The 17386-nt window shown below is 64.7% G+C and carries 17 protein-coding genes; 8 read left to right on the top strand and 9 right to left on the bottom strand.

The window, feature by feature from the left end; genetic code table 11:
* Window positions 1–2: 2 nt before the first annotated feature.
* The gene (locus AC3A4Z_RS06175) at window positions 3–869 is read right to left on the bottom strand and encodes a sulfurtransferase (RefSeq protein ID WP_498710760.1); all 867 of its coding nucleotides are present in this window, start codon (window positions 867–869) and stop codon (window positions 3–5) included.
* Window positions 870–942: 73 nt separating this feature from the next.
* Between AC3A4Z_RS06175 and AC3A4Z_RS06170 the strand changes: the two genes are divergently transcribed.
* Window positions 943–2034, top strand: coding sequence for a PLP-dependent cysteine synthase family protein (locus AC3A4Z_RS06170; RefSeq protein WP_498710759.1), 1092 nt, complete (start codon window positions 943–945; stop codon window positions 2032–2034).
* Here AC3A4Z_RS06170 and AC3A4Z_RS06165 read toward each other — a convergent pair.
* Window positions 2031–2687, bottom strand: coding sequence for an MBL fold metallo-hydrolase (locus AC3A4Z_RS06165; RefSeq protein WP_493970070.1), 657 nt, complete (start codon window positions 2685–2687; stop codon window positions 2031–2033). The genes AC3A4Z_RS06170 and AC3A4Z_RS06165 overlap by 4 nt on opposite strands.
* A gap of 93 nt (window positions 2688–2780) precedes the next feature.
* On the opposite strand from AC3A4Z_RS06165, the gene AC3A4Z_RS06160 reads away from it, so the two are divergent.
* A complete protein-coding gene (locus tag AC3A4Z_RS06160) occupies window positions 2781–3311 on the top strand; it encodes a Fur family transcriptional regulator (RefSeq protein ID WP_498710757.1) in 531 nt (176 codons plus the stop codon).
* Window position 3312: 1 nt separating this feature from the next.
* On the opposite strand, the gene AC3A4Z_RS06155 is transcribed toward AC3A4Z_RS06160, so the two are convergent.
* The 5 genes from AC3A4Z_RS06155 to AC3A4Z_RS06135 all read right to left on the bottom strand — a co-directional run bounded on the left by AC3A4Z_RS06155 (window position 3313) and on the right by AC3A4Z_RS06135 (window position 8579).
* The gene (locus tag AC3A4Z_RS06155) at window positions 3313–4188 is read right to left on the bottom strand and encodes a metal ABC transporter permease (protein WP_498710756.1); all 876 of its coding nucleotides are present in this window, start codon (window positions 4186–4188) and stop codon (window positions 3313–3315) included.
* Window positions 4188–5003, bottom strand: coding sequence for a metal ABC transporter ATP-binding protein (locus tag AC3A4Z_RS06150; RefSeq protein ID WP_498710755.1), 816 nt, complete (start codon window positions 5001–5003; stop codon window positions 4188–4190). Before AC3A4Z_RS06150 ends, AC3A4Z_RS06155 begins: the two co-directional genes overlap by 1 nt.
* Entirely contained in the window at window positions 5000–5980 is a 981-nt protein-coding gene (locus tag AC3A4Z_RS06145; RefSeq protein ID WP_498710754.1) for a metal ABC transporter solute-binding protein, Zn/Mn family, read from the bottom strand. Before AC3A4Z_RS06145 ends, AC3A4Z_RS06150 begins: the two co-directional genes overlap by 4 nt.
* Window positions 5981–6159: 179 nt before the next feature.
* Window positions 6160–7230 carry a hemolysin family protein gene (locus AC3A4Z_RS06140; protein WP_498710751.1) on the bottom strand — a complete coding sequence of 357 codons (1071 nt, stop codon included), beginning with the start codon at window positions 7228–7230 and terminating at the stop codon, window positions 6160–6162.
* Window positions 7227–8579, bottom strand: coding sequence for a hemolysin family protein (locus tag AC3A4Z_RS06135; protein ID WP_498710750.1), 1353 nt, complete (start codon window positions 8577–8579; stop codon window positions 7227–7229). The genes AC3A4Z_RS06140 and AC3A4Z_RS06135 overlap by 4 nt, the downstream gene beginning before the upstream one ends.
* A 537-nt stretch (window positions 8580–9116) precedes the next feature.
* Here AC3A4Z_RS06135 and AC3A4Z_RS06130 point away from each other — a divergent pair.
* The 5 genes from AC3A4Z_RS06130 (at window position 9117) to AC3A4Z_RS06110 (ending at window position 15416) form a co-directional block, all read left to right on the top strand.
* Window positions 9117–12926, top strand: coding sequence for a multifunctional oxoglutarate decarboxylase/oxoglutarate dehydrogenase thiamine pyrophosphate-binding subunit/dihydrolipoyllysine-residue succinyltransferase subunit (locus tag AC3A4Z_RS06130; RefSeq protein ID WP_498710747.1), 3810 nt, complete (start codon window positions 9117–9119; stop codon window positions 12924–12926).
* 140 nt (window positions 12927–13066) lie between these two features.
* Window positions 13067–13666: a GDSL-type esterase/lipase family protein gene (locus AC3A4Z_RS06125; RefSeq protein WP_493970062.1), complete on the top strand. Its 600-nt coding sequence runs from the start codon at window positions 13067–13069 to the stop codon at window positions 13664–13666.
* 81 nt (window positions 13667–13747) lie between these two features.
* Complete coding sequence (locus AC3A4Z_RS06120; protein ID WP_498710746.1) at window positions 13748–14608, top strand: DUF4097 family beta strand repeat-containing protein; 861 nt, start codon at window positions 13748–13750, stop codon at window positions 14606–14608.
* The gene (locus AC3A4Z_RS06115; RefSeq protein WP_498710745.1) at window positions 14608–15222 is read left to right on the top strand and encodes a PadR family transcriptional regulator; all 615 of its coding nucleotides are present in this window, start codon (window positions 14608–14610) and stop codon (window positions 15220–15222) included. Before AC3A4Z_RS06120 ends, AC3A4Z_RS06115 begins: the two co-directional genes overlap by 1 nt.
* Before the next feature lie 119 nt (window positions 15223–15341).
* Complete coding sequence (locus tag AC3A4Z_RS06110; RefSeq protein ID WP_369299106.1) at window positions 15342–15416, top strand: 50S ribosomal protein bL37; 75 nt, start codon at window positions 15342–15344, stop codon at window positions 15414–15416.
* A 111-nt stretch (window positions 15417–15527) separates the two neighbouring features.
* Here the strand turns inward: AC3A4Z_RS06110 and rsrA are convergent, their stop codons facing one another.
* Both rsrA and AC3A4Z_RS06100 read right to left on the bottom strand, forming a co-directional pair.
* Window positions 15528–15788: a mycothiol system anti-sigma-R factor gene (gene rsrA, locus AC3A4Z_RS06105; RefSeq protein WP_050054586.1), complete on the bottom strand. Its 261-nt coding sequence runs from the start codon at window positions 15786–15788 to the stop codon at window positions 15528–15530.
* A complete protein-coding gene (locus AC3A4Z_RS06100; RefSeq protein ID WP_498710743.1) occupies window positions 15785–16552 on the bottom strand; it encodes a sigma-70 family RNA polymerase sigma factor in 768 nt (255 codons plus the stop codon). The genes rsrA and AC3A4Z_RS06100 overlap by 4 nt, the downstream gene beginning before the upstream one ends.
* Before the next feature lie 280 nt (window positions 16553–16832).
* Between AC3A4Z_RS06100 and AC3A4Z_RS06095 the strand changes: the two genes are divergently transcribed.
* On the top strand, window positions 16833–17381 hold the full coding sequence (locus AC3A4Z_RS06095; RefSeq protein ID WP_493970058.1) for a DoxX family membrane protein: 549 nt from the start codon (window positions 16833–16835) through the stop codon (window positions 17379–17381).
* Window positions 17382–17386: the final 5 nt, after the last annotated feature.

The raw sequence follows: 17386 nt of genomic DNA, 5'->3' as shown, positions 1-17386 counted from the left end.
CGCTACCCTTGCCCGGCCTGGTGTTTCCACTCCGCAGGCCCGTCGCCGCGCGGCCCGGATCCGGTCACCACCGGCAGCAGGGGGTTGCTGGACCATTCCGAGAAGGACCCGGGGTAAAGAGCGGCGCGGAAACCGGCCAGCTCAAGGGCGGCCACCTGGTGCGCAGCAGTGACGCCTGACCCGCAATAGACCCCCACCTCGACGTCGTCGCTGATGCCCAGCGCTTCGAAGCGGCGGCGCAGCTCGGCCGGAGGCAGGAACCGGCCGCTGCTGTCCACGTTCTCTGAGGTGGGGGCGCTGACGGCGCCGGGGATATGGCCGGCCCGCGCATCGAGGAGGAGCCCGTCTGCTGCGGCGCCGTCGCGGGCCGGTTGATTCTCCGTCCAGGCGGTCACGGCGGCTGCATCAAGGACCGGCATCTGCCCGTCAGCCAGCGTCACATTCCCGGCAGGAGGCAGGACCTCCCCTTGCTCGAGCGGCCGTCCTGCGGCACCCCAAGCCGCCAGGCCGCCGTCGAGCAGGTAAACCTCGGCCAGGCCCGCATTCCGCAGCATCCACCACACGCGCGCCGCCGCCATGTTGCCGCTGTCGTCATACGCCACCACTACATCGCCGTTGTTGATGCCCCAGCGCCTCGCAGCATCCTGGAACCTCAGCGGCGACGGCAGCGGGTGCCTGCCGCGCTCGGGAACCGCAGGGTCCGCGAGCTCGGCAGCCAGGTCAACAAACACGGCCCCAGGCAGGTGCCCCTGCAGGTAGTGGTCGTGCCCGTGCGGATCGCCCAGCGCCCAGCGCACATCCAGCAGTACCGTACGCAGGCCCCGCACACGGCGCTCCTCCAGGTCCGCGACATCCAGCAGTGGCTTCACGATGCTCCCTCCGTCAGGCGTCCAACCGTCCCACTCTAACGGCAGGCCTTCGAGCCGCAGGTAGGCTGGTGCGGTGAAGATCGAGCGCAGCGCAGGCCGGGCCTGGGCGGACGAAGCCATCCGGAAAATCACGGCAGAAAACAACCGCTCCGCCGATACCCACCTCTATTCAGTACCCCTGCCGGAACACTGGGGCGTCCAGCTCTACCTGAAGGACGAGTCGACGCACCGCACAGGCAGCCTCAAGCACCGGCTGGCCCGATCGCTGTTCCTGTTCGGCCTGGTCAACGGCTGGATCAGGGAGGACACCACCATCGTTGAGGCGTCCAGCGGCAGCACCGCAGTGTCCGAAGCGTACTTTGCCCAGCTGCTGGGGCTGCCGTTCATCGCGGTCATGGCCCGCAGCACCAGCCAGGAAAAGATTGACCTGATTGAACAGTTCGGCGGCGCCTGCCTGCTGGTGGACCATGCCGCCGAGGTCTACGCAACGGCTGAAGAGGTGGCCGCCACCAGCGGCGGGCACTACATGGACCAGTTCACCTATGCTGAGCGCGCCACGGACTGGCGCGGGAACAACAACATCGCGGAGTCAATTTTCGGCCAGCTCGAACTGGAGGAGCACCCCGTACCGGAGTGGATCGTGGTGGGCGCGGGAACCGGCGGCACCAGCGCCACTATCGGCAGGTACCTCCGTTACCACAGCCACCCCACCCGGTTGCTGGTGGTGGATCCGGAGAACTCGGCCTTCCTTCCCAGCTGGCGCGGCAGCACGTCCGGTCCTGCCACGGGCCTGCCTTCGAGAATCGAGGGAATCGGCCGGCCCCGCATGGAGCCCAGCTTTGTGCCCTCAGTGATCGACCACATGGTCCAGGTTCCCGACGCCGCATCCGTCGCCGCCATGCGCCACCTCCGTACGCTCGCCGGACTCCACGCCGGCCCCTCCACGGGAACCAACCTGTGGGGCGTCTGGCAGCTGGTCGCGGCGATGATCGCCGAGGGCCGCAGGGGCAGCATCGTAACGTTGATGTGCGACGGCGGAGAGCGCTATGCGGGCAACTACTACAACCCGGGCTGGCTGGCATCCAAGGGCCTGGACCCGGCACCTTACGAAGTGATGATCAGGCGCTTCTTTGAAACTGGCACCTGGGATGCGGGTCCGGTTTAGACCTCCACAGACTCCCCGGCCGCCAGGTGCCGGTACTCCGTGCCGTACTTTGCCCCCAGCCGCTTGACGTGGCCTTCAACGATCTTCAGCCCGTTGTCATTGAGCAGGCCGTCGTGAATCTGGAATGCGCGCGTGGCCCGGACCGCGATCACGAAGTCCACCACCTCCGCCGCTTTGCTCCAGGGTGCGTGCAGGGGCACCAGCAGCGTCTGCACCTCGATCCCGTCCGGAATCACGAAGGAATCACCCGGGTGGTAGACGTTCCCGTCCAGGAGATAGCCGATATTGGCCACCACCGGGATCTGCGGATGGATCAGGGCGTGCTGGCCGCCAAAGCTCCGGACGTCGAAGCCTGCCGCTTCAAACGATGAGCCGGGGTCCACCGTGTTGATCCGGGCCCCGGCATCAGGGGCTTCATTGCGCAGGTTCTCCGCGACCACCGCCGGGGCGAAAACCGCCAGGTTCGCGTTCTCCTTCAAAGCATTCACCACTGCCGGCACATCTATGTGGTCGTTATGTTCATGGGTGACCAGCACTGCGGCGGCACCGGCCAGCGCCTCCGCCGATTCAGAGAACGTTCCGGGGTCCAGCACCAGGACCCGGCCGTCCTTCTCGAGGCGGACGCAGGCGTGGGTGTATTTCGTCAGCTTCATAGCGCCAGCCTAGGGTCCGCTCCGGACCGTGTCCACGAAGCTCCGGCTGGTAATCTGGATCTTTGCCACGATCCTTAGGAAGCGAGTTCATCCATGCCGTTCGGCACCAAGGCTGAGTCCACCAAGCCCGCTTCGGCTCCGGCTTCCGGCAGCACTGTCAATGCCGGCGCGGGTACAGCTGGCGCGGTTACAGCGGGCGCAGGTGCCGGTGCCGTCAAGGAGCAGCGGGTCACCAAACAGCGGCTGGCGGTCAGTGCCGCGCTGGACGAACTGGACGACTTCGTCAGCACGCAGGAGCTCTACCGCATCCTGCAGAACCAGGGCGTCTCGGTTTCCCTCGCCACCGCTTACCGGATCCTCCAGTCCTTGGCCGACGAAGGACTCGTGGACGTGCTGCGCAATGGCGATGGCGAGGCGGTGTACCGCCGGTGCGCCGTCACGGGCCACCATCACCACCTGTTGTGCCGGAATTGCGGCAAGGCGGTGGAAGTGGAAGCGCCGGCCGTTGAAACGTGGGCTGCACGGACGGCAGCCGAGCACGGCTACACCGAGGTGGCACATACTGTGGAGATTTTCGGCCTCTGCCCGGAGTGCACGGCCCGGAAGGCCGCCGGCACCCTCTGACTTACCGGGGTTGCAGCACGCGGCCGTTGATTCCCCGGGACATACGGACGGAGCCGATAATCCGGCACACCACGTAGATCAGGAATGACAATGTGGTGACGTAGGGGCTGATGGGGATGCGTCCGCCCAGGGCGAGCAGGATTCCGCCGACGGTAGCCATGATGGCAAAGGCCACGCTGAGCACCACCACCGCCACGGGCGACGACGTCACCCGGAGGGCGGCTGCAGCCGGTGTGATGAGCAGCGCGAGGACCAGGAGCGCTCCCACCACCTGGATGGACAGCGCCACGCTGATGCCCAGCAGGACCATAAAGACTATGCCCAGCGTCCGGACCGGGACGCCGCGGGCCTCGGCAAGTTCGGGATCCACGCTGGCGAAGTTCAGTGGCCGCCAGATGGCCGCCAGGACCACCATCACCACCACGGCCGTTCCGGCCAGCGCCTGGAGCTGGACCGTGTCAACCGAAACGATTTGCCCGGTCAGCAGGCCGAACTTGTTGGCAGCCCTGCCTTCATACAAGGACAGGAACAGGATCCCGAGGCCCAGACCGAAGGGCATGATCACCCCGATGATGGAGTTTTTGTCCCTGGCCCTGACTCCCATCACTGCCAGCAGCAAGGCGGCAGCCACGGAGCCGATGAGCGAACCGAAGACGATGTCTGCGCCGATCAGCAGGGCGAAGGCCGCGCCGGCGAAGGACAGCTCCGAGATTCCGTGGACGGCGAACGCCAGGTCACGTTTCATCACGAACGTCCCCACCAGGCCCCCCAGCAGGCCCAGGACGGCGCCTGCCCAGATGGAATTCTGGACCAGGACCAGCAGCTCGCCGTAGTTCTCGAAACTGAAAATAGCGCCAATAATACTGTCGGCGTCCATCAGGCCACCTCTCCGGCAAGGGCGTGCGCCTCGGCGTGATGGTGCGTGGTGGCGTCCGGCAGACCCACCACCACAATGCGTCCGTTGGCGTGGATGACCTCAACGTGGCTGCCATAGAGGTCGGAGAGGACCTCCGTGGTCATCACTTCCTCCGGGGTGCCCACCTTGAAGCGGCCTCCGGCCAAATACAGCACCCGGTCCACGTAGTCGATGATGGGGTTGATCTCGTGGGTGACAAAAACCACCGCACTGTTCTGATCATGGCACTGTTTGTTGATCAGCGCGCTGACGGCCTGCTGGTGGTGCAGGTCCAGCGAGAGCAGCGGCTCGTCGCAGAGCAGGACCTTCGGATCTGTTGCCAGCGCCTGGGCCACGCGCAGCCGCTGCTGCTCACCACCGGAGAGCTGGCCCACCGGGACCTTGGCATAGTCCGCCGCTCCCACCAGTTCAAGGAGCTCATCAATCCTGCGGTTGGCTTTGGCCGAAGAAAGGCGCAGTCCCCACCGGTGGCCGTCCACCCCCAAGCCCACGAGGTCGCGGGCGCGCATCGGCGTGTCCCGGGCAAACGATTTTTGCTGCGGGATGTAGCCGATCAGGCTGCTGCCGCGCTCAACCGGGTGGCCGCCGAGCGTGGCTGTGCCCCGGTGCAGGGCCTGGAGGCCCAACAGGACCTTAAGGAAGCTGGTTTTGCCGCTGCCGTTGGGGCCAAGCACTGCGAAGAACTCGCCCGGCCTGATCTCCAGGTCCAGGTCCTCCCACAGCGTCCGCTGGCCGAAGGCTAGGGACGCCCCGGCGAGGCTGACCACAGGTTTCAACTATTTGTCTCCAGAATTTTGCTGACGTTGTTCACATTGTCCGTCATCCACTGCAGGTAGGTCTTTCCCTCCGGCAACGTTTCACTGAAATCGACCACCGGGACCCCTGCCGTTTCGGCCGCCTTCTTCAGCGCCTCAGTCTGCGGACCTTCCGTCTGCGCGTTGTAAGCCAGGAACCGGACGGACTTTGAGGCAACCAGGTCGGTTGCGGCCTTGAGCACGGCCGGCGGAACGTCCGAGCCTTCCTCAATCGCAGCAGTGTAGTCCTCGGGGGTGGCGTTCTCCAGCCCGGCATCGGCCAGCAGATAGAGCGGCACCGGCTCGGTGACTGCCACCTTATCCCCGGCAGCAACGGTCTTCAGCCCACCAAGCTTTCCGGCCAGTTCGTCGAGTTCGGACTTGAACGTACCGGCATTGGCCGTGAAAGTAGCGGCCGAGTCCGGCTCCAGCTCGCCAAGGCGTGATGCAAGGTCGTCGGCCAGCCGGCCCATCGCGGCCAGGCTGTACCAGACGTGCTCGTTGAGCTCGCCGTGGTGGTGCTCGTCCTCCCCGGCGGCTGCCGAGGGCGCCGCTTCGCCCGAGGCATCCTCTTCAGGGTGCGCCAGGCCGGAAAGTTCGACGGCGTTCAGCACGTTGTGTGCGTCAATGCTGCCGTCCTCCACCAGGGTGTGGAGGAAGTCGTCGTAGCCCCCGCCGTTTTCCACCACGAGGTCAGCCTTGGAGACGGCCAGCCGGTCCTGGGCGGTGGCTTCGTAGGAATGCGGGTCCTGGCTGGTCTTGTTGATGATGGCGGTCACGCTGACTTTGTCGCCGCCCACCGTCTTGGCAATGTCCCCGTACACGTTGGTGGAAGCCACCACGTTGATTCCGTCAGCAGTATTGCCGGCCGAGGGCTCGGGCTGGGGGCTGCACGCGCTGAGCAGCAGGCCCAGCCCGGCAAGGGCGGCAAGGGACGTTCGGGCGGCGGAACGGCGCACGGAAACCTCGGTTCAGTGGTTAAGGGATCGGAAAGAACCACTCCAGCTTATACCTAAATAGGAATCATTCCTATTTAGGTATAAGACGCGGCGTCCTGGGCCCGCACGCATGTGCGCGGCGGGCCCAGCACGGCCAAGGCGCCCGGTTTTTGGTGCCGGGCTCCGGGAGGCCGCGGGCGCTATGCGCCGTTGGGCTGGCCCAGCCGCCGGACACCCCTGGCCTGCGTGGCGTCCCTGATCTCGCCCACCAGCTGCTCGATCACGTCTTCGAGGAAGAGGACACCCTTGGTGTTCCCGTCAGGGCCGATGACGCGGGCCAGGTGCGAACCCGTCCGCTGCATCACCGACATTGCCTTTTCAATCTCGTCGTCCAGGGCCAGGTTGGCCAGCGACCGGATCCGGCTTTCGGCGATGGGCCGTTCGTAGGCAACCTCCGGGATGGACAGGACGTCCTTGACGTGGAGGTACCCGTAGAGCATGTCGTCGTCATCGAGCATCGGGAACCGGGAGAACCCCGTCCGGCTCACCGCCTTCTCAAACTCCACCGGCGTGGTTGCGGCCTTCAGCATCACCAGCTTCTCGAGCGGAACCATGATGTCCGCGGCACTGTACTCGGAAAATTCGAGCGCACCCGTGATCAGCCCCGCCTCGTCATCCACCAGGCCATGGCGGGTGGACTCCTGCACGATCGACTGCACTTCCTCGAGGGTGAAGGAAGAGTTCACCTCATCCTTGGGCTCAATACGCAGCAGCTTGAGGATGTGGTTCGCGGACCAGTTCAGGACGGAGATGACCGGGTTGACCAGCCGGGCAATGAACATCAGCGGCGGGGCAAGGAAGAGCGCTGCCTTGTCCGCCACGGAGACGGAAATGTTCTTCGGCACCATTTCACCAAAGGTCACGTGCAGGAACGTCACCAGCAACAGCGCCACGGCGAACGCCGCCACGTCAGCGATCTCCATGGGCAGGCCCAGTGTCTCCAGCGGCACCGCCAACAGGTGGTGGATGGCCGGCTCCGCAACAAGCAGGATCAGCAGCGAACACACCGTAATCCCCAGCTGGGCACAGGCCAGCATCAAAGACACATTTTCCATGGCCCGCAACGTGGTCTGCGCCCGCTTGGAACCGGCCTCGGCCAGCGGCTCGATCTGGCTGCGGCGGGCAGACATCACGGCGAACTCAGCCGCGACAAAAAACGCGTTGCCGAACAGGAGGACAACCAGCCACAGTATTCCGGCCCAGTCACTCATCGTTCGGTCCTGTCGTTGTTCGTGCTGCCGGCTTCGTCTCCGGCCCCGGGCTCCGGCCTGGCCGGCCGGAAGCAGATCCGGTCGATCCGCCGGCCATCCATCCGGGTGACACTCAGCGTTCCGCCCTCCACGGGCACGGTGTCCCCCACGTCGGCGATCCGGCCAAGCTTGCTCATCACATAGCCGCCCACCGTTTCGTAGGCTGCTTCGTCCGGAACACTGAGGCCTGGAATCTGCTCGGAAAGTTCATCCGGGCGGAGCAGGCCGGGGAAGTACCAGTCGCCGGAGGCGCTCTGCAGGAGTCCCGGGCGGACCCTGTCGTGCTCGTCCGCCACCTCCCCCACGATTTCCTCCACGAGGTCCTCGAGGGTGGCGATGCCTGCGGTTCCGCCGTATTCGTCCAGCACCACCGCCAGCTGCAGGTTGCCTTCACGCAGTTCTGCCAGCAGGGCATCAAGGTGGATGGTCTCCGGGACGCGGAGCACCTCAGTCATGATGGCCCCGGCTTCGAGGTTCTGCCTGCGGTCCCAGGGCACGGCCACGGCTTTCTTGACGTGGACCAGTCCCCGGATGTCGTCCGCGGATTCCCCAATGATGGGGAATCGTGAGTAACCGGTGCGCCGCGCGGCCGCCAGGATGTCGGACACCGGCTGGTCCGCCTCGATCGTTTCCACGCGGATGCGGGGAGTCATGACGTCGGCCGCAGTGCGGGTGGAGAAATTCAGCGTGCGCGCCACGAAGTTGGCAGTACCGGCATCCAGTGTTCCCATAGCCGCTGAACGCCGCACCAGGGAGGCAAGTTCAGCAGGGGTCCGGGCACCGGAAATTTCTTCTTTCGCTTCGAGCCCAAAAACGTTCAGGACCTTGTTGGAGAAGCCGTTAAGGACCACGATGGCGGGTTTGAACACCGCAGTGAAGACAAGCTGCGGCCTGGCCAGCGCGCGGCCCACGGGAAAGGACAAAGCGATGGCCATGTTCTTGGGCACCAGTTCGCCCAGGAGCATGGACAGCAGCGTGGCCAGGACCATCGCCAGGGCCAGGGAGATGGAGGCCACTGCAACGTCGGGAAGTCCGACGGCGGCCAGCGGGGCTTCCAGGAGCTTGCCCACCGAAGGCTCCATCACGTAACCGGTCAGCAACGTGGTGAGCGTGATGCCCAACTGGCAGCTGGAGAGCTGCGTTGAAAGCGACTTCAGGCAGGCGAGCAACGGGACGGCACGCTCGTCGCCGTCGTCGATGGCCCTTTGGACGGTGGCCTGGTCAAGTGCAATAAGGGAAAATTCGACGGCGACAAAAAAGCCCGTGCCGGCGATCAGCAGCAGTCCTGCTGCGAGGAGAAGCCATTCCATTCAGCATCCCGCCTGGACAGCGGTGGCTACGGAATTTGGTGAAACAGTCAGGGAGCGGCGCCGGACATATCGGTCCGGCGGGGGGTGGTCAGCCGAGGCCGACGCAGTATCCTTTTCAGCTCCTGCCGGCAATGCCAGCGAATGGTGATGGGCGCGTGTTCGGGGTTTGCCGGCTCTTCGGGTGGACTGTGCGGCGCTGCTTTCGCCCCGCTGACAGCCCCCAGGCCGGCACCTAGATTTACTGTCCATAAGAATTTCAGTCTACAGGAGCACGTACCTTCCCCTGGGTGGCGCGCAGGGGTCCCGGCGCCGGCCGGCCAGTGGACGGCAAGCGTCATACGGCAGCCGTCCCCGTCGCCATATTCGGCCCTTTTTACGTCTCATCATGATTTGGGTCACCCTTATTGGCAGTTACCACAAGATGCTCACTAGACTGGCAATGGTCTGGGTTCAGAGGACGCAGAGACCGGTTGAAACGTAGTGCTGACGCACCGTGGGCCGGAGAGAAATCAAACTCATGGAAGAGGCGTATTTCAAGTGCCAGAGCAGCCTAGCCACCGTCTACCAGAGGAATTTGGCGGAAACGAGTGGCTCGTTGACGAACTGTACGAGCAGTATCAAAAGGACAAGAACGCTGTCGACGCCAAATGGTGGCCGCTGTTTGAATCCTTCGGCTCGGGCAGCAGTTCTTCTTCCAACGGAAATTCGGCGCAAGCCACAGCCCACCCCGCAACCAGGGAAATGCCGGCCGTGAATGCGGCTCCCGCGGCACCGGCAGCGCAGCCGGCTGCAGCCCCGCCCGCTCGGCCGTCGACCCCGCCCGCCTCTGCGGCACCTGCCGCCCCCGCTGCCGTCAAGAAGGCTCCCGCCACGGTTGCCCGCGATGGCGGAAAAAAGACCGAGTCCGGCACCGGCTCGCAGCCCATCCCTGCGCAGCTGCCCAAGAACGTCAAGGCGCCCACCGCTCCCGAAGAGGACGTCGTGTCCATCCTCCGCGGACCGGCCAAAGCCATTGCCACGAACATGGTCACCAGCCTCGAGGTGCCCACCGCCACCAGCGTCCGGGCCATCCCCGCCAAGCTGCTCATCGACAACCGCGTGGTCATCAACTCCAACCTTGCCCGCGCCCGCGGCGGGAAGGTCTCCTTCACGCACCTGATCGGCTACGCCGTCATCCGTGCCCTGTCCCAGTTCCCGTCCATGAACGTGTACTACGACGAAGTGGACGGCAAGCCCGTCGCCGTCCAGCCGGCACACGTCAACTTCGGCATCGCCATCGACATGCCCAAGCCCGACGGAACCCGCCTCCTGATGGTTCCGAACATCAAGAAGGCGGAAACCCTCAACTTCTCCGAGTTCTGGCACACCTACGAGGACCTCATCAAGCGTGCCCGCAACGGCAAGCTGACCGCCGAGGACCACCAGGGCACCACTGTGTCCCTGACCAACCCTGGCGGCATCGGCACCGTGCACTCGGTGCCCCGTCTTTCCAAGGGCCAGGCGGCCATCATCGGCGTCGGCGCGCTGGATTACCCGGCCGAATTCCAGGGTGCCAGCGAGAAGATCATCGCCCAGAACGCCATCAGCAAGGTCCTGACGCTGACCTCCACCTACGATCACCGTGTGATCCAGGGTGCCGGCAGCGGCGAGTTCCTGAAGCTGGTCCACCAGCTGCTGCTCGGTGCGCAGAACTTCTACGACGAGATCTTCGAGTCCCTCCGCATCCCGTACGAGCCCGTCCGCTGGAGCGCCGACAAGCAGGTGGACCCTGCTGACGAGATCAACAAGGTTGCCCGGATCCAGCAGCTGATCCACTCCTACCGCGTCCGCGGCCACCTGATGGCGGACACCGATCCGCTCGAATACGTCCAGCGCAAGCACCCGGACCTTGACGTCCTCACCTACGGCCTGACGCTGTGGGACCTGGACCGCGAGTGGCCCACCGGCGGTTTCGGCGGCAAGCCGATGCTCAAATTCCGCGACATCCTCGGTGTCCTCCGCGACGCGTACTGCCGCACCACGGGCATCGAATACATGCACATCCAGGAGCCGGCCGAACGCAAGTGGTTCCAGGACCAGCTCGAGCACCCCTACTCGAAGCCCAGCCGTGAAGAGCAGCTGCGGATTGTCTCGAAGCTGAACGCCGCCGAGGCCTTCGAAACCTTCCTGCAGACCAAGTTCGTGGGCCAGAAGCGCTTCTCCCTCGAAGGCGGCGAGTCCCTGATTCCGCTGCTGGATGCCATCATGTCCGATGCCGCCGATGACGGCCTGGACGAAGTGGCCATCGGAATGGCCCACCGCGGCCGCCTGAACGTGCTCACCAACATCGCCGGCAAGACCTACGCCCAGGTGTTCCGCGAATTCGAGGGCACCCAGGATCCCCGTTCGGTCCAGGGTTCCGGCGACGTCAAGTACCACCTGGGTACCGAGGGCACGTTCACCTCGGACAACGGCAAGGAAACCAAGGTCTACCTGGCAGCCAACCCGTCCCACCTCGAAGCTGTGGACCCGGTGCTCGAGGGCATCGTCCGCGCCAAGCAGGACCGCCTGGACCAGGGCGAGTCCTTCCCGGTCCTTCCCATCGTGGTCCACGGCGACGCCGCGTTCGCCGGCCAGGGCGTGGTTGCTGAAACCCTGAACCTGTCCCAGCTGCGGGGCTACCGCACCGGTGGAACCATCCACATCGTGGTCAACAACCAGGTGGGCTTCACCACTGCCCCATCATCCTCGCGTTCCTCCACGTACTCCACCGACGTTGCCAAGATGATCCAGGCACCGGTGTTCCACGTGAACGGCGACGACCCCGAGGCCGTGGTCCGTATTGGCCAGCTCGCCTACGAGTTCCGCCAGCGGTTCCACAAGGACGTTGTCATCGACATGGTCTGCTACCGCCGCCGCGGGCACAACGAGGGCGACGACCCCTCGATGACCCAGCCGCTGATGTACAACCTGATCGAAGCCAAGCGTTCAGTGCGCAAGCTGTACACCGAGTCGCTCATCGGCCGCGGTGACATCACCGAGGAAGAAGCCGAGCAGCTGCTCCGCGACTACCAGGAGCGGCTCGAGCGGGTCTTCGCCGAAACCCACGCAGCCCAGACCTCCCCGATTCCGATCATCACCGCGGACTCGGCAGCCGTGTCCGACATCGAGCGGCCCATCGCGCAGCAGTCCGATTCCGGCGCCAACGCTCCCGTGTCCACGGCCATCTCCGCTGACACGCTGGCCCGGATTGGCAAGGCGCATGTGGAGATTCCCGAGGGCTTCACCGTCCATGCCAAACTCAAGCAACTCCTCGAGAAGCGTGAGCAGATGTCCCGTGAAGGCGGCATCGACTGGGGCTTTGGCGAGATCGCAGCCTTCGGCTCACTGATCATGGAAGGCGTACCTGTACGACTTGCCGGCCAGGACTCGCGCCGCGGCACGTTCGTGCAGCGCCACGCCGTATTCCACGACCGTGCCAACGGCAAGGAATGGCTGCCGCTGGGCAACCTCTCCGACGACCAGGCCAAGCTGTGGATCTACGACTCGCTGCTGTCCGAATACGCTGCCATGGGCTTCGAATACGGCTACTCTGTGGAACGCCCCGATGCCCTCGTCCTCTGGGAAGCCCAGTTCGGCGACTTCGTCAACGGCGCCCAGACCATCATCGACGAGTTCATCTCCTCGGCTGAGCAGAAGTGGGGCCAGCGGTCCTCGCTGGTGCTGATGCTGCCGCACGGCTACGAGGGCCAGGGCCCGGACCACTCCTCCGCACGGATCGAGCGCTTCCTGCAGCTGTGCGCCGAAGAGAACATCATCGTGGCCAACCCCACCACGGCGGCTTCGCACTTCCACCTGCTGCGCCGCCAGGCCTACAGCCGCCCGCGGAAGCCGCTGATCATCTTCACGCCGAAGCAGCTGCTGCGCCTCAAGGCTGCTGCCTCATCCGTGGAGGATTTCACCAACGGCACTTTCCGCCCGGTGATCGGCGAGCACGAGCAGCTGGCCGCAAACGCCGTCGAACGCGTCCTGCTGGTCTCCGGCCGCCTTTACTACGATCTGCTGTCCACGCGGCAGAAGACCGGGGACACCACCACGGCAATCGTCCGCGTGGAGCAGCTTTACCCGCTGCCGCACGCAGAAATCGCCGCGGAACTGGCCAAGTACCCGAACGCCGAAGTTGTCTGGGCGCAGGATGAGCCCGCCAACCAGGGGCCGTGGCCGTTCATCGGGCTGAACCTTCCGGACGCACTTGACCGCAGGGTCCGCCTTGTGTCGCGCCCCGCGTCGGCGTCCACCGCAGCGGGTTCCATGAAGCGCCACGCCGCGGAGCAGGATGCCCTGCTGAAGCAGGCATTTGCACGGTAACTACCAGTAAGGCTGCCCGGCCGGACGTCGAAATACCAGACTCCGGCCGGGCAGTTCTGTTTAATGGGATGGACAGCGCCCGCCCGGATGAGAAATACCCCCGGGCGGCGGTCGGCAGGCACCGAAGTAAAGAGGAACGTGTGGAAGACAGAAAGCTGCGCATCGCAGCTGTAGGAGATGAACTGCTGGCCGGACTGGGAGACCCCCGCGCGCTCGGCTGGCTGGGCCGTGTACTGGCCCGTACTCCGCAGGACGGCATGGTCCTGGAAAGCTACGCACTCCCGTGTCCGCAGGAAGGTACGGAGGGCCTGGCCGCCCGCTGGCTGGAGGAAACGGGCCGGCGGTTCAGCAACCAGCACGAGAACCGTTTGGTCATTGGGCTCTCGGGCAGGGATATCGAATTCGGCCTTTCCACTGCACGCAGCCGGCTCAATCTGGCCAACATCCTCGACTCTGCCTCGCAGAACCGGCTGGAGGTCTTCGTTGTTGGGCCGCCGCCAACCCTCGATCCGGCACAGAACCGGCGCCTGGACGAGTTGAACACCGCCTTCGCCGACGTCACCACGCGCCGCAAACACCTCTACGTGGACACCTTCTCCCCGCTCCTGAACCACGAACAATGGCGCCAGGACCTGGCCGCCAACGGGGGCACGCCCGGGCAGGCGGGTTACGGCCTGATGGCATGGCTGGTGCTGCACCGCGGCTGGTTCCAGTGGCTGGGGATGGCCGTACCCGAGTAAGTTCGCTTCGCGATATATCTTGAACTCCTTCCGCGCCGGGAGTACGTTGGTCAGACACGATATATCGCCTTTGGAGGAACCATGGCTGGAACGACCGCTGACCAGAGCTGGACTGTCACGGGCGCGGAGACAATCGACGTCGGGTCTGTCGCGTCACTGAAACTGGGGATGGTCCGAGGGCGGTTCGATGTAGTGGCCCACGAGCAGCCCTATACCCGGATCGAGATTTCCGAGGTGCAGGGCGACCCCGTGGCTGTCTCGCTGCAGGACGGCCGGCTGGAGGTGCGGCACCAGCTTCACGGGCCGCAGGGCTGGTTCAAGAACCTCATGGGAACGGTGAACCACCACAGTGAGAACTACGCTGTCATCAGCATTGCCGTGCCCGCCACCGTGGACGTTGAGGCGGGCACGGTCAGCGGCGACGGGCTGGTGTCCGGGATGGCCTCCCGTACGCGCCTGAGCACCGTCTCGGGGTCCGTGATGGCGGACGGCACCGACGGCGAACTGTTCGTCACCACCGTGAGCGGCGAAGTCAACGCCCGGAACCACAGCGGTGTCCTCACCGCCAAGACTGTCTCGGGCGAGGTCACGGCCTCGGGCCTTTTCAGCCACATCCGTGCCAACACGGTCAGCGGCGACATGAATTTCGACCTCCTGGGTTTCACCCAGGATTTCGGCGCCAACTCAGTCTCCGGGGACCTCACCATCCGGATTCCCCACGACGTCGGGGTGGATATCGTCGCCAAATCGGCCACCGGGGCGGTGGTGATCGGCAACCAGCAGTACCACGTTACGGGCGGCAAGGTGGAAACGATCGCCGGCCCCGACGCAAAGCTCATGCTGGTCAGGACCAACTCGGTATCGGGCAAGACCTCCATCCTCCACAGGGCGCCCGGCGAAGCGAACGGAAACACCACAGGGTCCGCGGAAGAACGGCCCTGATGCCCGCTGTCTTTGCCCACGGCGCCCTGCGGCTTTACCTGCTTGCCCTGCTCGAGTCCGGCCCCAAGCACGGCTACGAACTGATCAAGGCACTCAAGGAACGGTTTGGCGGCACCTACTCTCCCAGCGCCGGCACCATCTACCCCCGGCTCGGGAAACTGGAAGAAGAAGGCCTGGTGGTCACCGAAACCGCAGGCCGCCGGACCAACTACCGCATAACACCCGCCGGGCTTGCAGAACTCAACCTGCGCCGTGAAGAACTGGCAGGCGTGGAGCAGGAAATCTCTGCGTCCGTGCGAAGGCTGGCGGACAACCTTCGTGAGGACATCCGCAGCAACATGCGCGGGCTCCGGGCCGATCTTGCGGCCACCGCGGAGGCGGCCAGGGCAGGAGCCGCCTCCGCTGCGTTCAACGCCCTCAAAGGCAGCCCGGCGGCTGACAGCAAAAGCTCGCTGAAGGAAGCCGAGCTGATGCTCCAGGCGTTCCGGGACGATCTTCGTGCCGAACTCAGGCAGCAGGCGGCCAGGCAGCCCCTCAGTCCCGTGGTCCTGGAAACGCTTCGGACCGTGCTGGAGCAGGCAGGCATCGCCATCCGGAACTCGGTCCGGAACTAGTCAGCGCGCCCTAAGCACTGAGCCGCAGGTCATGCGCCGGTTGCCGGTTCGCGGGCCGCCAGATCATGTGGGAGACTTGAGGGCAGCTCTTTTGAGTACCAACAGTAAGGAGGCCAGCTATGAGCAAGCGTGCACGCAAGCGTCGTGACCGTAAGCGTGGCGGCGCGAACCACGGGAAGCGCCCCAACACCTAGGCACATGCCAGGTACAGCGGTTAAAGCAAAGGACCCCGGAAGCCACTCGGCTTCCGGGGTTCTTTGTTCTTTGGGCTGGTTTGGGACGAAGCCCTGTGTGTCGGCTGCGCCCTACGCGTCTACGGGACGGATCGAGTGGATTCGGTCCAGGATGGCGTTCTTCAGGTTCTCCGGAGCAGCCTCGGTGCAGGATCGCTTGACCATGTTGCGGATAACGCACTCAAGGTCGTACTGCTCCGTGCATTCCGGGCACTCATCGAGATGCGTCTTGATTTCCGTGATGTCCTCACGGGTCAACGCGCCGTCAAGGTACTCGTAGATGCGTTGCATCCGGGTATCGTCGCAGTCGCCCAATCCCTGGCAGTCGCTCATTTCCTGTTCTCCTGTTGTATGCTTTCCGCCGCGTCCGGTGCAGCTGCGGCCGTTTTGAATCCGCGCTCGGCGGCGTATTCCGCGAGCATGTCCCGCAGCATTCGCCGACCGCGGTGAAGCCGGGACATCACTGTTCCGATGGGGGTGTTCATGATGTCTGAGATTTCCTTGTAGGCAAACCCTTCAACATCCGCGAAGTACACCGCGAGGCGGAATTCTTCGGGGATGGCCTGAAGGGCCCGCTTGACGTCCGAATCCGGCAGGTGATCCAGCGCCTCTGCCTCAGCGGAACGCAGCCCGCTGGAGGTGTGTGACTCAGCACGAGCCAGCTGCCAGTCCTCAATGGTGTCCGAGTTGGACTGAAGCGGTTCGCGCTGCCGTTTCCGGTACAGGTTGATATAGGTGTTGGTCAGAATCCGGTACAGCCATGCCTTGAGGTTGGTACCCGGCTTGTACTGGTGGAACGCCGAGAAGGCCTTGGTGTAGGCCTCCTGGACGAGGTCCTCTGCATCAGCCGGGTTCCGGGCCATCCGCATGGCTGCCGAGTACAGCTGATCGACGTACTGCATGGCGTCACGTTCGAACCGGACACGACGGTCCTCCGCGGATTCCGTGGAAACGTTGACCGCTTGGTCGGCAGCGTCCGCAGGCTGCCCGGAGACTTCCGCCGGCTCTGCCGGCTCGGGCAGGGTATCAGCGCTGCTCTTGGCCTCGTTCTGCGAAGCCTCATACATGGCCGCAACGGCCGGATCCAGGGTGCTCATTGCCTTCAAGTCTACTGTCAGGCTCTGCACACGCGGCGACCCATACTCTGGAGGTTCTGCCCCTAAAGTGTCCATGGCCACCAGGCCTGCTGCATCGATTCCGTCCAACACCCGCCTCAAGGGCCAACTCCGCTCTGTTGTCCGGTGCTTTGTCTTGTGGGCCCGGCTTTTCAGGTCCAGTTTCCATAACCTGCGGCTCCGGGCAAATATTCCCTAAAAGTGCAAGACTAGAACGGACTCCGCCGCACCAGACGCGGTTCGTCCACCCAGGAGGAAATCCATGTCCTTTGTCCGCACACTCGCACGGCCCATGCTTGCTTCCAGTTTTGTTCTTGCCGGAATGGATAAGCTCAAGAACGCCGACGACACCGCGCAACAGCTCTCGCCCCTGCTGAGCAAGGCAGCGGCCGCGCTGCCTTTCCAGACCGACGAGAAGACACTGGCCCGGATTATCGGCGGCACGCAGGTGGGCGCCGGCGTCCTGTTCGGCTTGGGGAAATTCTCCCGCCTCTCCGCCACCGTACTGACCGTGGTCTCCCTGCTCAACACGTTCGTCGAGTGGCGCAGCGCGGACATCAGCAGCAAGGAAGGCCGCGGAAACCGCCGCAACCAGCTGCTGAAGAACCTGTCCCTGAGCGGCGGGGCGCTGCTTGCTTCAGTGGACACGGCAGGCAAGCCGGGGCTGGTTTGGCGTGCCGAGCACCTGGCGTCCGACGTCCGGAAGGGCGCCGCGCACCTCACGGCGGATGCCCGGAAGACCACCAACAAGAAGCTGCACAAAGCCGACAAGGCCGTCCGCCGCGCCGTCGAACAGGCCACGGGGGCATAAGCAGG

It is taken from the genome of Arthrobacter sp. Soil_C_49 (assembly GCF_057656635.1).
Note: the sequence above shows the minus strand (reverse complement) of the source record. Positions and strands in the feature narration are given on the sequence as shown.

Excerpts from the sequence above, each read along its gene's own strand:
- AC3A4Z_RS06165 (WP_493970070.1), bottom strand. The coding sequence starts at position 2,687 with ATGAAGCTGACGAAATACACCCACGCCTGCGTCCGCCTCGAGAAGGAC.
- AC3A4Z_RS06160 (WP_498710757.1), top strand. The coding sequence starts at position 2,781 with ATGCCGTTCGGCACCAAGGCTGAGTCCACCAAGCCCGCTTCGGCTCCG.
- AC3A4Z_RS06155 (WP_498710756.1), bottom strand. The coding sequence starts at position 4,188 with ATGGACGCCGACAGTATTATTGGCGCTATTTTCAGTTTCGAGAACTAC.
- AC3A4Z_RS06140 (WP_498710751.1), bottom strand. The coding sequence starts at position 7,230 with ATGAGTGACTGGGCCGGAATACTGTGGCTGGTTGTCCTCCTGTTCGGC.
- AC3A4Z_RS06135 (WP_498710750.1), bottom strand. The coding sequence starts at position 8,579 with ATGGAATGGCTTCTCCTCGCAGCAGGACTGCTGCTGATCGCCGGCACG.
- AC3A4Z_RS06120 (WP_498710746.1), top strand. The coding sequence starts at position 13,748 with ATGGCTGGAACGACCGCTGACCAGAGCTGGACTGTCACGGGCGCGGAG.
- AC3A4Z_RS06115 (WP_498710745.1), top strand. The coding sequence starts at position 14,608 with ATGCCCGCTGTCTTTGCCCACGGCGCCCTGCGGCTTTACCTGCTTGCC.
- rsrA (WP_050054586.1), bottom strand. The coding sequence starts at position 15,788 with ATGAGCGACTGCCAGGGATTGGGCGACTGCGACGATACCCGGATGCAA.
- AC3A4Z_RS06100 (WP_498710743.1), bottom strand. The coding sequence starts at position 16,552 with ATGAGCACCCTGGATCCGGCCGTTGCGGCCATGTATGAGGCTTCGCAG.
- AC3A4Z_RS06095 (WP_493970058.1), top strand. The coding sequence starts at position 16,833 with ATGTCCTTTGTCCGCACACTCGCACGGCCCATGCTTGCTTCCAGTTTT.